This window comes from Gardnerella sp. c11Ua_71 (assembly GCF_055818025.1).
Genome location: NZ_JARFVR010000003.1, coordinates 104652 through 121099, shown reverse-complemented (window position 1 = coordinate 121099; position 16448 = coordinate 104652). Strand labels below are relative to the sequence as shown.

The window sequence follows — 16448 nt, the reverse complement described above, 5'->3', positions numbered from 1 at the left end:
GCGTTGAAAGCACACCGTGCTTTCAACCTTAAGCAAGCTCAGCGCTCCGAATTGCCTTCGCGCGCTACGCTTTAAGCGCTTATGTAGGTCGTCGCGCGACGACCTACATAAGTAGCAACTAAACGCTAGTCGCGATTAGCGTGCATTGCGCGCATGCGACGAGTTACAAACGCTCCTCCAATTGCAGCAATCATAGTTGCCATCAATCCAGCAGTAGCAACGTCTGCGCCCGCAGCAACGCCTGCATTCCCGCGAGAACGCATGCCCTTTATAACGCGGCTGCGAACAGCTGCACGCACTTTTGCAGCATTGGCTTGAGCATCCGCAAGTGCCTTACGAGCATCCGCAAGCTTAACAGCAGCAGCGTCAACTTGCGCTTGCGTTGCATGCGGATCTGCAGCAACGCGCTTAGCTTGTGCCAAAGCTTCGTCTAGCGTAGCAGCAGCCTGCTTAACTGCAGCATCCGCTTGCTTTACTTCTGGAGCGTTTTCTACAGCGTTGTTTACAGCCTTGTTGTCAACACCTGCATTTGCTGCGCCCGCAGTGCCAGTGCCCATTCCTGAGCCTGAAGATGTACCTGCACCACCCTGGGCGCCTGTAGCTGAGCCAGCGTTTGCGTTACCAGCTCCAGCATTGCCAGGCTTAGAATCAGTTTCAGCACTATCAATCTGAATGTTCAACTCGCCCTTATCTACAATAGTAGGCGCATTATCGTTCACACCATAACCTGCTTCAGAACCAGAACCAGTATTACCAGAACCAGTATTATCAGTTCCGGCACCAGGAGTTGGAAGCGGACTTGGGGTCGGGGTCGGAGTTGGAGTTGGCTCTATTGGTTTCGTGCCATCAAGAGCTTTAGCAGCGTCTTGCAACTTCTTCAAAGCAGCGTCCAAAGCCTTCTGCTTAGCGTCCTTTGTGCTAAGATCTGGCTGTTGAGTACCTTGACCAGGTTGTGCTTGCTGATCGGCAGCGCCAGTCAGCTTCTTGATTAATTCATTAGCTTCGCTCAAAGCTGTATCGAACGCAGTCTGCTTATCCTTAGTAGAATACGTATACTTATCTGAGTTCTTAACGTTGCTGTCCTTATCAATCTCATCTTGCAAAGGCTTGGTGTTAACACCATCCAAAGCAAGGCGAGCCTTAATAAGCTTGTCAAGAGCGTCGTCAACAGCCTTCTGCTTTTGAGCTTCCAGCTCAGGAGTAAGCGGAGTGGAAGTAGGCTTCTTAGCATCCGCATTATCGTCGTTTGCAGTCTTCAAAGCAGCTTCAGCCTCAGTCAGAGCCTTGTCAAACGCATCCTTCTTATCTTTAGAAGAAGTGTTATAAACAGGGTCGCCTGGAGTCTTAGGATCAGTTTCGCTTGGCTTCAAGTTCTTGTCGGAGTCAATCTCCGCAGCAAGAGCATCGGTCTTAACGCCTGCACCCTTAACTTTGTTGTCAAGATCCTGCATTGCCTTAAGAAGATCCTTGTACAGCTCATTAACCTGATCCGCATCCTTAGGATCGCCCTTAGCTTTGTCAAGCACGGCACCAGCTGCAGTAGAAGCATTATCAAATGCCTTCTTCTTATTAGCGTCATTAGAATTCTTGTATGCATCGCCCTTAGCAAACTTATCCGCAATAACCTTCAACTCTTCAAGACGAGCCATAGCGTTATCGGTGTTGATTGCATTTGCGAGCGCATCGTCAATATCGTCAACACCAGTGTCTTTGCCTTTATCGTCAACGTGATTCTTTGCAGCTGTGCCGTTGATAATGTCTTTATACGCTTGCTTTTGTGCATTGTTCAAATGACCAAGCTTATCAATAGCAGCAAGAGCATCCGCAATCTTCTTTGCTTTCAGCGCGCGATCAGCAATACCCGTTGGGTCGCCAAGCTTCTTTGCATTATTGATGTCATCAATAGCCTTCTGCTTATCTTTGTCAGAAAGACCGCTATTTTTGATGCGTTCAATCTGCTTTTCTTTTTCTTGCTTGAGAGCGTTCTGGTCATCGTTGGTGTTGCCAGTCGTATCGCGCTTAGGCGTATTATTCTTGATGTCTTCCTTAGCAGCATTAAGCGAAGTATCTACACCATTAACAGCTGTCATGATGTCAGAAGGCTTTGTTGCACTGTTAACAGTGTTCTTGGCATCATCGATTGCCTTAGTGGCAGCTTCATACTTATCTTTAGCTTTTGCTTTCTGCTCATCATTCAACGCCTTGTATGCTGCATCAAGATCTGCTTTCTTAGCTTCAAGCTTCGCAATACCAGCATTCTTAGCATTTTCTTCGTTAATCGAATTCTGGCGCTTGGCTGCGTCAAGAGCAGTCTTAATCTCTTTTGCAGTGGCAGCAGGATTCGTCTTTGCAAGAGCAGTTTCCAAATCGGTGAGCGTTGAATCCTTACCCGACTTTGTACCGAGCAACTCGTTAAGAGCAGCATCATCGGCGTGGGTTGTATCGGTTTTACCCTCAGCACCCGTACCATGATCAAGGAATGGTAACTCATCCTTAATAGCTTTGCGAGCAGCATTTCGAGCTTGAGCTTCGTTAACAATCTGCTGAACTTCTTCAGGAGTCTTAGCACCAGGCTTGGTAGTATCTCCACTATTACCATTCAGCTTTTCCTTGAGCTTATCCTTTTCATCTTGAGTTAAATCACTAAGACCATCAATAGTGTCGTTAGCACTCTTCTTATCCTTAGTGGTTTGCTCTTCTTGCTTCTTTTCGCGCTCCTTCTTATCCTTTTCTTTTTGCTCGTTTTCACGCTTTTCCTTTTCTTCTTTCTCTTTCTTCTTAATGTCTTCAGGCTTTACATTATTCTTACCAGCCTGATCATTAGCCTGCTTGAGGATATTCTGAATCTGCTCCTTTGTAGTAGCATTTTCAATCTGCTTCTTGTAATCTTCCTTCTGCTTATCAGTAAGCTTTGGATTACGATTAATAATCTCCTTTGCCTGCTCTTTAAACTTCTTGAGATCATCAGCAGATGGGGTTGAGGTTTGATCCTTAGGCTTAGGAGTAAACAAATCAGCTTTCTTAATACGAATCAGTTCTTCCGCATGACTATCGGTAGAGCCTGCTTTCCAGCCGCGAACAACTAAATCACCACTAGAATCAATACCAACACTCGTCACACCACCTGCTTGCTTATCTCCAGTGTAAATATTCAAACCGGATGTTCCAGCAGCAGGAGTTAAGTTATATGTGTTTGCATTGTTGCCAGAAAGAACAGTAGCACTCTTAGAATAAGCATTCGCGAGCTTTGACCAGTCAGTCGTCGTATAGTTCTTCTTCAAGAACTGCTCTACAACAATCTTCTTGTAATCATCATCAGTTAAATCACCCTCGTGATCCAACGTCAACTTCTCAAAATTGTACGTATACTCAACTGGCTTTGGCTTCTGATAATCAGCAATCTTCTTGATAAGCTCACGAAGAGCTTTCTCATTATTCATGCCATCAATATCTGTGTCAGTAGCTTTTAGAGTGGTTATAGCATCATCTGTTAACTCTCCAGCTTGCTTTCGCTGGTCACGAAGCTGCTTAGCAAGCTCTTTCAATTTTTCAACGGTGTTGTCCGTAGGAGTCTGGCTTCCACTATTTGGAGCATACAAATCATCTGCTGAAATAATAAATAATGGGGTCTCAGTTGATACGTCAATATTAGCGTCATCCTGGTCTGCATACTGATAACCAGTAACTGTTAATCCATTATCACTATTTACACTAATTGATGTGACTCTTCCATTACCATTGTTATATGGTTCAAGATTTGTTGTACCGGCTTTCGCTGTCCAGTTTTTACCAACAGCTACGTTACTAGTAACACTTGCTAATTCTTGTTCAGTCCAACCAGTGTAATTATCTTTAACAAACTGCTTTAATGCTTTAGCAGCTTCTTGAGGCTTTACATCAGAAACCTTGGATTCATTAATTTGAGTCTTAGTAACAAAATATTTATAAGTATTTTTGTTGTTGTTAGGGTCAGTATCAGTCTTGCTCGTAGGCGTCTGCTGCGTAGGATTCTGGGTACCAGTTCCAGTTACCTCCTTTTTATAGAAGATTCCGATTGGATAAACCTTATCCTCATATCCATCAGCCTTGAAAGTCACGGTACCATCCGCAATACTAATCGTTGCAGATGTTATAGTCACAGACTTACTAGGATCGTTCGCATCTTTTGCAGTACGACCCTTTAACTGATTTTGAAGTGTTGTAATTAAACCTGGAGCAACAGTAGCATGCTTATCAAATGGATCAAATTTTACCTGAGCAGGTGCATCCGGCAAATCAACCGTGAACGTCTTCTTTTCTTCAGCTGGCTTTGGAGTTGGCGGCTTTGGAGTAGGAGTTTGCTCAGCAGCCTTTTGCTTTAGGAATTGCCAAGAAGGAATCTCTGTTGTTGAACCGTCTGCCCAGGTGATGATGGCATTCTTGAAGTCTTTATCAAAGCTTACAGGAGTTTTATCGTCTTTCTTAGCTGCAATATAGACATCCAAGTCAGCGTTTGCTTTATCGAAAGCATCGGTTACTTGCTTTTTCTCCGTGTCAGTCAATTTTGAAAGATTCTCAACCTCAATCGCATCCGGCACAACGTAAGGCGCCCAGTCGGAGATTTTTGGTCCTTGTAACACCAAATCTGTAGAAGGAATAGTAAGCTCTGATCCATCAGCATAAGTAACTTTTGCGCTGCCGTCTTCTTGAACGCGAATTTCATACTGACTATTAGTTTGCTTCACATGCTTCAAGAACTCGTTTGGAGATGAACCACCATTAGCATCAATAATCGCTTGACGAATTTTAGTTTTTTCATCAGAAGTAAGATTCTTCAAATTCACTACAGGCGTGCGCTCAGGCATGACTGGCTTGTACTTATCTTTATCAGTCTCGTCTTTAGAAACAAGCAAGCTAGCTGGCATAGTGCGAGTCGTCTTATCTTTAAAGGTGATAGTTGCAGAGCCGTCCTTATTCACAACAACACCATTATCAGCAACTAATTCTTTGAAGTACTTGGTGTTTTCATTCGCTTTTGTGATTTTTTCTTTAATTGCTTTCTGTTCCGCATCCTGCAAATTAGAAGGATCCTTAACCTTCGTAACCTCTGGATACACAAGCTTCAAATGGTCCGCAATCTTTGGAGTATTGTGCTTTTGACCAACAGCATAGTGCCAGTTACCAGCAAAACGATACACGCCAGCAGCAAAACGAAGCGGATTCTCATCGCGCTTCTGCCAAGCATCATCCGTCATCTCGCCAACGTAAGTCATGTCATAGAAGCGCTGACCTGCCGACTCCCAGTCTACAAAAATGCCCTGTAAGCCGTCGGTTTCCTTCTGATAATCACCCCACTGACCCTCAGTATTTCCAGCGTTATCGTAACTTCCGCCATTAAGACCAAGCAGCTGCTTCCACCCCTTATTTGCAAGCACATTTTGCTCATCAAAGTAGAAGTTGGAGATGCTTTTCCACTGCTTTGGAGTAGGATATGTTTTCTTAGACACAACGCCGTAGCCGTTTGTATCCGTAAACGTAAACTGCGATGAACCTGCTGGCACAAACGGCTGATTTCCGCGCTGATTTGTCAGTTTTTCAACACGCGTATACGTAATATTTTGAACGTTCTGCAAACCTTTTGGAACGCCGAACCACCACATTGGACGGAATCGCCAATCGTCAGCTGTGCCGTCTTTTTTGGCACAATTAGAAAGATAATGAACGCGAACAAACTTTCCAAGCGGGTCTTTACCCTCATCCTTGCCCGCCTGAGCATGCTCAAGAGTATCGTAATAATCCACTTCTATGTGGAAACGAGCTTCTGTATAACTTGCGTCTGTTTTATAGCCGTAATAAATGTTGTTGCCAGTGCCGTCTACATAACCGTCAGCATAGGCAGGCGAGGAAACGAATACCCCCCCCCAAGCACCATTGCGCCAGCCAGCATTGCAGCGCAAACGCTCTTTGAAAGAACTGGCTGAGAGTCAGCCCCAACACCAGCGTTAATACCAGAATAATGCTTAATTGAACGAATCTTCTTAGACATACTCTTACTCCATTATCTTGTTTTTGAATTCTGTTCCAGCCAAATCACAAAATTCATATAATAACGTGAAGCATATTTTACTAATTGTTATATACAATTTAAGATTGATTCGTATGATGAATTTTATGCGATTAGCGCGCGCAACACACAAAAATCTCGGTGATGAAAATCACGCAATTGTTCAGACACGTAAGAGGGCTGGGTGATTCTTGGTCGAACAATATAAGAGCGGCAGCCGATACCAAATAATCCAAATGATCAACCACTACAAACAAACATCAACCAAAAAACAAAATCAAAGCCAAAACGGAACAACCGCAACACCAGACAACACGCAAGAGGCAGAGCGTTGTGCGAATCGACGACTTCGAGCTGCATAATGCGCGAGAAGTCACCTCGATTCGCTGAGCCGCTTAAACGTAAAGTCCACTGGACTTTATTCTTGAGCCAAATCACGCTTTGAAGGAGCTTGAAATGCGTTATGCAATTTCAAGCTCAGTCAAAGCGCTTGGTGCGGTTTACAAACGGCTCGCCCGAATATATGTACAAGTCCTCAACGAGGTCTTTTACGCGGTTCGCATACTTCTCATGATCCTTTTTAGCCCACGTAGCATCTCGCCTAAGCCCGTGATAATCGTAGAAACTAACATCGCAAGCCGTATCTGTGTGCAAAAAGTAGCGATTCACTCCGCGGCTGCGCAAATGTTGCATTGTGCGCTTCCACAATCCGCCACCGACTCCGTGCCCGCGAGCGTCTGGAGAAACAATAAAAAGCTCCAACTCTGCCTGAGTCAAGTCGTTAATATGGCTCATCGCCTCTAACTTGCGCTCAATCTGTCCCATGCCAATCGCAGAATCCAACGCTTTTGCGTGCAAAGAATCGCCTTTGCTAGACATCTTTGCTTCTTGCTCTTCTAGCATCTTCTGAACTTGCTTAAACAGCACCTTATCTCCGTAAACACGCGCAAGAAGCAGCCCCATAAATTTGCCGTTTATCGTTGCAACAGTTCCAAACGTGGATGGCTCTAAATAGTGCAGCACGAATCGCCTAGAAAGATTGCGCGAAGCGTCTGCTCCAACAGCATTCGCAATCCCCCATGTGCGCTCGTATTCTTCTACGATTGCGTCAATGTCGTTAATTTTAACTGGACGAAACTCAACCGTCATTTTGTCCTTCTTTTACTTTTACTAACTTTACTTTTACTAACTTAAATCGGCTTATATTCTACTTTTAGATTATCAAAAAAGTTGATTTTAAAAAGACGCTTCACTCAAAATTTCGTCGCGCGTTTTACACAATGCGTGAATCTCGCGATTTTCCGCATGCGCCTCGCTAACGTAGTAAAGAGTGGCGTCAATGCATCTTAAATCAACGTTTGTTGCGCGCGCAAGCAGCATCCTATACCAGTCGAGCTGCTCTAGCTTTAGGCGAATATCTTCCGCGCTTTTTGGCCGCTTTCCCGTCTTCCAGTCAACGATTGTGTAGAGTTTTGTAGTATCGCCAGCGTCTAATCCTCCTGCAAAAACAGCGTCCAAAGTACCGTTGATGATTCTATCTGCAAACGCAGAATCGTCGATTTGCATTAGAATCGGCATTTCTGCAGCTAGCGGCACTCGTTTTGCCCAACGCGATTCTATAAGCCGTTGCTTCCATTGATTTAATGCGCAGCTTTGCGAATCTGAATCTTTGCGACTTTGATTAAAATCGTCTATAACTTTCTGTCTGTTTTCAGGCGTTTTTTCTAACGATATTCCATGTTTTACAATGTTTTTCCACTCGTAGCATGCGCAAGATTCGCTCGGTGTTGCTGAGTCTACAAACTGTTGCGCCCAAGCGTGGAATTTTGTGCCTAGGTTTGCATCTATTGAAGGAATGGACGGGATTGGTCTAATGCAAGCCAATAGATTGTTGTAAACGCTTGTTTTTGCATTTTGTGCGATTTTGCTTATTTTTTGCAACGATGTTACGTTTAGTCTTGATTCGCTAGATATTTTATTCACTTTTTCGGCTAATTCTTCTAGCGAATAGTCGCAGTCATTTTGTGATGTTAAGTCCGCGTCTTGTATGAAGATTTTTGCCTTGTAGAGCAACGATTTAGGGTTTGTGTTGATGGATGAATCGTATACGGATTCTAAATCAGAATCGCAGTTTTCCACGAGTTTTGCTGATTCTATTAAGGATTTTTCTATAGTACTGCTCAATGTGCAAGGCCATTTAAGTGTTGGCTCTAAACTTGATGAGTCAGACTGAGGCGCGATTTTGCTAAACTCTGCAGCAAATTCCTGAGCATCGTCTCCAGCTATAAAACCGAAAACATCCTGATTTGAAACATCCTGATTTAAGCCATTTTGACTTAAATCATATTCTTTTGATTCTTTAGATTCTGTTTTATTTTCCTCATCTGAATCACAGCGTTGTACTTCGATAGCTCCATTGAGATTTTTAATAGCATTTATTGATTCGTTAAGAAACACTGACGCACTGCGCTTTCTGCCACTTTGAGCGCTATCTCCAGATGTAGCTGATCCTGTTAAAAGAGCAGCGAACTTTGCGCGCGTAAGAGCAACATACATAAGGTGACGCTCATCCATGTGAAGCTGAATTCCGCGCTCCTCACTTTGCGTAAATGGCATAGAATCAACGTTTTGCTGGGATTTATACGCGTTATACACGCGGCGCGTTTCTTCGCTCAAAAAATCGCCAGAATCCGAAGAATCGCAAGAATCTACTTCTTTAACTGCCTCCGCAAAATCGCACAAAGCTTTGATTCTATCTGGCTTAATCTCGTCAAAAATCTTTTGCACACTATCTAAACTTTGCATTGCTTTTTCTGGGTGCATTGCCTCCGCGCGCGTGACTGTATGCGGAAAATGCGGCAAAATGTTGGCATCCACGCGCAACGCAGAAGGCACGCTTGCACCAAACTCAATCGGTATGCGAGCGCTTGCCTGCCCATTATCATCAACTTTTAGCGAATCTCCTTGATTACTTGGAAAAGCGCCCTCATTTAGACCAACTACAGCAACAGCAGGCCATTGCAAACCTTTGGATTGGTGAACTGTCATTAGCACGACTTGCGCTGGTTCTGTTTGAGACGAAGATGAAACAGAGGATCCTGACTGAGAATCAAGATTTTTTGCTGAGTCAATCCAGCTTATTAGTCCGCGTAAACTTACGTCCTGCCACTCGCCCATTTCCTGAATATATGTTTCTACAATTGCATTTAGCGAATCTAACACACTACGCATGTCGTCCAGCATGATTTGGTTGCTAAAATCCTTGTATTTTAAGGCAGACCCCACTGCTGTATCTATGTCTACATTAAGAGCTTGAACAGCGGCTTGCATTACGTTTGTTAGCGAGTTTCTTTGTACGCCTTCTACATTATGTAGGATTTTACTGAGTCTTTTTACTGCATCAAACCCTCTAATGCTAAGTTTTTGCTGCATTTGATTAACCCACTGGTCGTTTTTTGTGGAAAAATCACGCATTATTAGGTCTGCTAAATAAACTCCGCCATAAATATTTATGACTTGCCCAGATATTTCCCCACTATTCGCCTTGTTTCTAAGATTGCGAACGGCAGAATCCCACTGACTTTTAGGAAGATCTGCTTCTAATAATCCTGCCGACGAGTAAATGTTGTAAAGATATTCCGTGTTTGCGCTATTTGCGATTGCAGCTAATGCCCCCAAATCGTCGGCAGATAGCGCAAAACGCGGTGTAGCTAGAAGTCGCATAAGTGAGTTTGAGTCGCTGTGATCTTGCACTACTTTTAGGAGGCTTAATACATCTTTAACTGCTGGCTTTTCGATTAACGATGAGTATCCTACTATGCTTGTTCTTATACCTGCTGATTCTAATTTTTCAGCATATTTTGGCATATTTGCTTTACTTCTAAATAGTATTGCCAATTGTGGTTCGCGCGATACTTGAGATACTTGAGATCCTTGACTTTCCTGCTTTTCCTGCTTTTCTATAATTTTTTGCGCAAATCGCACTACTGCGTCGATTTCTTCTGCCTGAGATGGCATAAATAGCGCTGCAATCGTGCCATTTTGCGCATCCTCTTTTGGCTTTAAGGTTTCTACTTGCACTTCGCGATCGTCAATGCTGCTAAATCTACGACTTGCGTTTTGCGTTGAATTATCGCCATTTTCTCCGCGCATCGGCTCAGTTAGTGCGTTTGCAACTTTTAGTATAAAAAGCGAGTTTCTGCGTGTAACAGTTAGCGAATATTTGTTTTGTTTGTTTATATTAAAGTCTTGTTCAAATTTGCAGAAAGCTCCAGTTGAAGCTCCTCTAAACGAGTAGATTGCTTGGAATGGGTCTCCTACTGCCATAACGTGTGTACGCTTTGACGCCGCAAAATCTCCACCATTCTCCGCATCATTCTCCGCATGAAACAGCGTATTTATAAGCATTGCTTGCGTTGTAGAAGTATCTTGGTATTCGTCTAAAAGAACTTGCGAATATTGATTCCTGTATTGCGCACAAATCGAAGGAAAATGTGTTACTAAATAGTAGGCTGCGATTGTAAAATCGCTAAATTGTGCCATGTTTACGCGCTTTTTTTCAGCGTCAAATTGCAAAACAAGATCTAACAGTATGTCTCTTTTTACACATGAGTTGTATAGATTCACGCAGAGTTGCAAGCATGAATCATCCCAATATTTTTCGTATTTTTTACACGCTTGTTTAAATTTTTCTGAAGATGTTTTTGTAACGTCTTCCGCACTCATTCCAGCAGTTTTTTTGACTTTTTTGTATTTTGGTATTGCTGGTGATTTAGCAGGTAATGGCGATTCGACTTTCTTGTTTCCTATGACATTTTTTAAGTGTTCTGCAAATTCGTTATTCCACTCTCGTATTTTTTGTACTGCTTGAGGCACACTGGAACAAGTGTTTCCTTGCGCGTCTACACCTATCATTGAGCATGATATTTCAGCACAAAGTTTCATAACATCTGAACATAACGTGTCAAAATCATATAATTTGTTTAAATTTTTATTGTGATTTTGTGGATTATCTAAATATTTTCCGATTATACTTTTTATGATTTCCATCGCGCCAGCATCGCTTAATGGCATTGTGTTTTGATTAAAGCCAACCAAAAGCCCGTATCTTCTTACGATTGATTGAAAGAACGCGTCGTACGTCATAACTTCTGGCTTTAAGAATGACTTTGCGCCATTTGCACCGCTTGCGCTAACCTCCGCCGAAACGCGACTTAGCAATTCCGCAGCCGCCTTGTTTGTAAAGGTTAATCCCAATATGGACTCTGGCGGAACTTTGCTTTTAATTAAATGTATTACGCGACGAGTCATAGTGTATGTTTTGCCGCTGCCAGCTCCAGCAACTATTAGCACGTCTTGATTAATCGGCGCTTCTATAACGTTTTTTTGCTCTAAACTTGGAGCACTATTAGGTGTGGATTTTACGGTTGTAACATTTGCATTATTCATTTTTACCTTCAATCATTTCGTAAACCGTGTCCACTTTTCCAGCGCAACCAGGACATACATCTAAACATCTGCAATGATTTTTATGGTCTGCTTTTGGCTCAACAACAAAACTGGTTGACTTAACAGCAGAAGCAGCAAAGAATACTCGAGATATCATCATAAGAGACCATTTTGTTCTCATAGGCAGGTTTACAAAATCCGACCACGCATTCTGGCTCACACCGTCCGCAGGATTTTGCGCATCAATATCTGGAAGTTCGTAAAGACGATTATCATCTGCATACCTGTATCGACTTATCAGTCCTTTAGTGCTCAACGCGCCATCAGCATCAAACAAAGACGGCTGACAAATGTTTTCTGCAACACCATTATCTTGCGCAGGAGAATCTTTGTATACAACGTGAAACAGCGCACTTCGCGCGATTTTTGTATGCTTAAACTTAAGCAATTGTTTAACGTCTTCAACGTTTTCATTACAAAACACAATCCCAAGCTGATAGCAGATAAGTTGTAAATCGTTAAACACCTGCTGCGTTTTAGGAACTTTTCCTGTTTTATAGTCGATTAAGCGAATTTGTTCCGTATTGTCATTTAATTTTCTAATTTCCATGCGGTCAATTCGACCTTGAATCCTCACTCGCAAATCGCTAGACGCGCCATTTTGCCATCCGCCTACTAAGAATCCCATTATTGAATAAAGATCTTCCAAGTTCGTTTTTGTTTTAGACGCACGATTATAGGCGTTTAAAATATCGTCGAATCCAAAAGTGGCATTTATATTGCACTCGCAATAGGCATGTTCAAGATTCCCCAAATCGACGTCTGCAATTGTAGGTTTTGCAGACTTCGACTTTTCTAACGCTGGTAAAATATCAGTAACCACACCGTCTTCATCTTTTTTTGCCATAATCGGGTAGTTTGATCCAGTTAAAGAACCTACAAAATATTGAGCAATCGTATAAAGCGCTCGTCGAACATTTAAATCATTTTTTATAAAACGATATCGGTCTTTTACGTCTGAAATATTGGAATCACTTGGGCAAATCGAATAATAATGCTCAATCATAGTGTTTGCAACATCTTCAATCGCCTTTTTTTGTAAAGCGCTTATAGATTCAAACGAAAAGTCAAAGTCTGGCAATTCGCTAACTTTGTCATTTTTAATCGCAGCAAACGCGTCCAATTGTGGATATTTTTCGCGTAAATACTCATTATCTAAATGCTCATCTTGACTTGCCCATCTAGCAGTTTCGTGAATAAGCGTGCCGAATTGTGCTGCCGTTCCTCCACGTGTAGGACCTGCAAATTTTCGCTCTAAAAGACAACAGACTGGACATGACCAAAGACTATCCACCATTGATGGAGATAGTGTGACTAAGTTTGATTTTGATTCGTTTTCAATAGATTTCTCTTCGGTCTTAGAACCGTAATTTTTACGAATAAAATCCCAATTTTCTGGATTTGCCGAATCCACTCCATTATTTTTCAAAAGATTCAACGCTGTTAAAGCATCTTTAATAGTAGGATTTTCGTCTAAGTTGTGACTATTTTCTGATTCATATATTGCACGCGCTACTTGTGTTCGCGCCGAAGCAACAAGCCCTCTAGGATCCGCATCCATTACAGCAAAATCTTCACAGAAATCAGTGTATTCACTACTTCCATCCGCATTACGCCAATATATTTCTGGCAAATAGTAGTAGAGAAAATCAGAAGGAACACAATCATCACTATTAACCGCGCTTATAAATAGATGACGGTTGGCGCGCGTGATCGCCATTAAAAAGCTTCGCTGCTCTCCAGTAAAAATCGCTTGTCTATCGTTTACGCAAATTCCAGTAGGATTAGCGTATTCATCTAATAATGTTGAATTTTTAGAATTATTAGATTTAAGGTTTACTGAGCCGAAAATCCTATTATTTAACACCATGTTTACTAGAGTTTCTGACCCAAACATTGTGCTTCGAGCCGCAGTATTTGGCCAGACTCGCTGCTGTACGGCTGGAATCCACACATAATCCCAGCGAGAACCAACTGAACCAGACGGAGTTGTGAGCGTTACAGAATCAGGAACAGGAGCAACGCTGGCAAGAGAATCAGCTTCAATTTCCATTTGACGAACTTGATCAATAAACTGTGTGATTGTTGGTGCCGCTGCAGAATAGTCGCCAGCAACCGACGACTCGTAATAATCCGCACGCGAATCTATGTAATTAAACGAATTAGCATACTCAAATAATCGCATAGCAGCATCTAGTCTATCGTTTGCAAGACGACCTTCATCGTTGTTTTTAAGCGCTTGAATCTGCCACTTTTTAGCGCAATTACAAAGATTCCACGCCTGCCCAAGTATGTAACTAGCCTCGTTTGTTTCACTATTTTGAATTTTTGCTAAATCTTGTTTTAAAATCTTAGATAGTTTAGACGTGATTTTAAAAACGCGCATTAAAGTACGAAGATGAACACTGTTTGGGCGCATTTTTTGCAAAACAGAAAAAATTTCTGTAGTTTGATCAGATTGAGTTTGGTTAGCTGGTGACTTATCAGCTGGTGACTTATCCAATAAATCAGAATCGCAGGAATCAACACTAAAATCATCACAATCCATTGATTTATCAATAGCACAACTATCAATAAGCGCTTTAATTATCAGAAGATAGCAGGAATCAACACTAAATCGCGTGGAATTAGGGTTTGGATTTGAATCAAAAATACGATTGTCGAAGTTAAAATTAGCATCCAAACCATCATTCTTAGAATCAGTCTTGTTTAAAAGCTGATTTTGCAGTAAATCCCACTGTCTTATAAGAACGCTAAGAGGGGAATTTTCCTTAGATGTAACCATGTCACTAAGAGAGACAATGGAACGCATAAGCGCTTCTACAGCACTTAAATCAGCACAATTATAATTATCTGAATCTATCAGAGGACTATCCATTATGGTTTTTATGCGACTTTTCACAAAACGCGCAATCGAAGAAATAGTGCGAGTTCCTAAAGATACGTCTTTAGCTAAATTATCAACGCTATTTTGGCTAAATTGCGCCAATTCAATAAGCGCAAACAGTGCTTTTATAAACGGCTCTTCCCTGAGAGCGCGAGTAACGGACGAGTATCGCACAGGAACACCATCTTTGCGAAGTCGCTCGCCGAAAGCACGAACAGTAGCATTATCGTGAGCAATCACAGCCATATTTTTCCACGGGATTTTGTGATCTAAGTGAGCGCGTTTTATTTGCCAAATAACACAATCCATTTCTTCGCGCGCAGTACGATACAAGTCGCCAGAAACCGAAGAATTTTCTGTTTCTTGCGAATTTGATTCGATTTTTTCTATAGGAAAAGCGCCTTTAACATTTGCCATCTTCCAAGCCCTTCGGGCGATAGGCGTTTGCGTTGGCATAAGCGAAGGGATTGAAAGCGAAACCCTAGATGAAAAAAGACTCAGTGGAATTGAGTGACTATTTTGTTTTAGCAAATCTGAAGTATTTGAAGAATCTACATAGTCATTGGGATCATTGGGATCATTGGGATCATTGTAAGACTCAGCTACACCGTCAATCCTGTAGTCACATTTAAGTACCGCTGCTTGCATAACACCATGCTGAGCAGCTTCAACCACATAATCTGGGTATGATCCACGGAAGGATTGCACAGATTCGTCTGGGTTTGCCGTTAAAACAATACGAACACCTAAACTAGATAGAGACTCAAGAAATGCAAGTCCAGCAAGTGTTACATCATGAAAATCATCTACCACCAAAAGACGTGGAAGTGAACATTTAAGCGCAAATAATTCTTTAGAAAAATCTTTTGAAGAGTCAGCTGAATAGTCGCAAGCAACCGACGATTCTTCTGTATTATCATCATATAAACTCTTAAAAATCTCATTCAAAATTTGAACACCGTTAGCCAAAAGTTTAGAAGAATCTAATCTAAAAGCATTTGGATATTTTTTCCGCACACAATCCGCATACTGACTACGAAGTGCAAAAGCCAAATTCCATTGCACACGCAAACGATTAGCAATGCTAGAAGATTGCAAATCCGCCTGCAAAGTTGCAAGCAAATCGGAACTAGAGCCAGATTGTAAATGCGACTGAAAATTAAGGCTATTTAATATTTGCAACTCTGCAGATTCGCTTACAATTCCCATTTCGTCTAGTCGAGCGAGCATATCGCGAAGTTGATGAATGAAAGCACTATTTATTGGCAAATCCTGAGTATTTTGAGCATCATAAGCATTATGCGCATTATAAGCATTATGCGCATTATGTGCATTCCGATAATCTGTAGAGTCGAACGAATCCATAAGATTATCACTGTTTTGCAACTGCGATATTACGTAAATCCAAGAATCATGTGATTTATAATCACCATCTTGCAAAGATTTAGAATACTCTCCAGAAAAATAATCGTTAAAAAGCGAGCAGATTTTGCAATCACCGCTATCGCCTTGCAAAACATGATTAACATGCATTCGCACTATTTCGCGAAGAATCGCATCTTGTTCAGCGCCGTTAAGCAATTTAGGAGAGGGTATTCCAAAAAGCTTATTTCGTGCGGAAATCAGGCTGAATGCAAAAGCGGAAAGAGTGCCAACTGGACGAGACTGGTATGAAACACCAAGATTGCTTATTACGTAGTTAGACATGCGTGCGGCAGTTGCACGATTCTGGGCTGCGGCGATAGCAAAATCAGTGCGAATCGCATGTTTGAGTAAAAGCTGTACGGCTTTCTCGTATTTAGAGTCCTGCGTATTCTTCCAATTAGCTCGCAAACCGCATAGAAGAGCGTTTAGAGCGAAACTTGACTTTCCAGAATTTGGAGCGCCAAACACCAACAAAACATTGGTGTGACGTTCGCTGGTGTTTTTAAGACTGCCATCAAGCAACGATTGAACAGCATCTAGCGCAGAATCTTCCGTACACATAAACACAATTCTATCAACTGGCGC

General features: G+C 42.0%; 5 protein-coding genes. All 5 read right to left on the bottom strand.

Translation table 11 applies throughout. The features are described from left to right. Positions 1 to 125: 125 nt before the first annotated feature. Positions 126 to 5936 carry a MiiA motif-containing surface protein gene (locus P0106_RS03050; RefSeq protein ID WP_473730426.1) on the bottom strand — a complete coding sequence of 1937 codons (5811 nt, stop codon included), beginning with the start codon at positions 5934 to 5936 and terminating at the stop codon, positions 126 to 128. After that, the gene (locus P0106_RS03045; protein WP_473730425.1) at positions 5855 to 6025 is read right to left on the bottom strand and encodes a hypothetical protein; all 171 of its coding nucleotides are present in this window, start codon (positions 6023 to 6025) and stop codon (positions 5855 to 5857) included. The genes P0106_RS03050 and P0106_RS03045 overlap by 82 nt, the downstream gene beginning before the upstream one ends. A gap of 495 nt (positions 6026 to 6520) precedes the next feature. Next, entirely contained in the window at positions 6521 to 7192 is a 672-nt protein-coding gene (locus tag P0106_RS03040; RefSeq protein ID WP_004138751.1) for a GNAT family N-acetyltransferase, read from the bottom strand. An 87-nt stretch (positions 7193 to 7279) separates the two neighbouring features. Beyond that, positions 7280 to 11491 carry a UvrD-helicase domain-containing protein gene (locus P0106_RS03035; RefSeq protein ID WP_473730424.1) on the bottom strand — a complete coding sequence of 1404 codons (4212 nt, stop codon included), beginning with the start codon at positions 11489 to 11491 and terminating at the stop codon, positions 7280 to 7282. After that, complete coding sequence (locus P0106_RS03030) at positions 11484 to 16424, bottom strand: PD-(D/E)XK nuclease family protein (protein WP_473730423.1); 4941 nt, start codon at positions 16422 to 16424, stop codon at positions 11484 to 11486. The genes P0106_RS03035 and P0106_RS03030 overlap by 8 nt, the downstream gene beginning before the upstream one ends. Between the last annotated feature and the right edge of the window lie 24 nt (positions 16425 to 16448).

Excerpts from the sequence above, each read along its gene's own strand:
- P0106_RS03030 (WP_473730423.1), bottom strand. The coding sequence starts at position 16,424 with ATGTGTACGGAAGATTCTGCGCTAGATGCTGTTCAATCGTTGCTTGAT.
- P0106_RS03040 (WP_004138751.1), bottom strand. The coding sequence starts at position 7,192 with ATGACGGTTGAGTTTCGTCCAGTTAAAATTAACGACATTGACGCAATC.
- P0106_RS03035 (WP_473730424.1), bottom strand. The coding sequence starts at position 11,491 with ATGAATAATGCAAATGTTACAACCGTAAAATCCACACCTAATAGTGCT.
- P0106_RS03045 (WP_473730425.1), bottom strand. The coding sequence starts at position 6,025 with ATGTCTAAGAAGATTCGTTCAATTAAGCATTATTCTGGTATTAACGCT.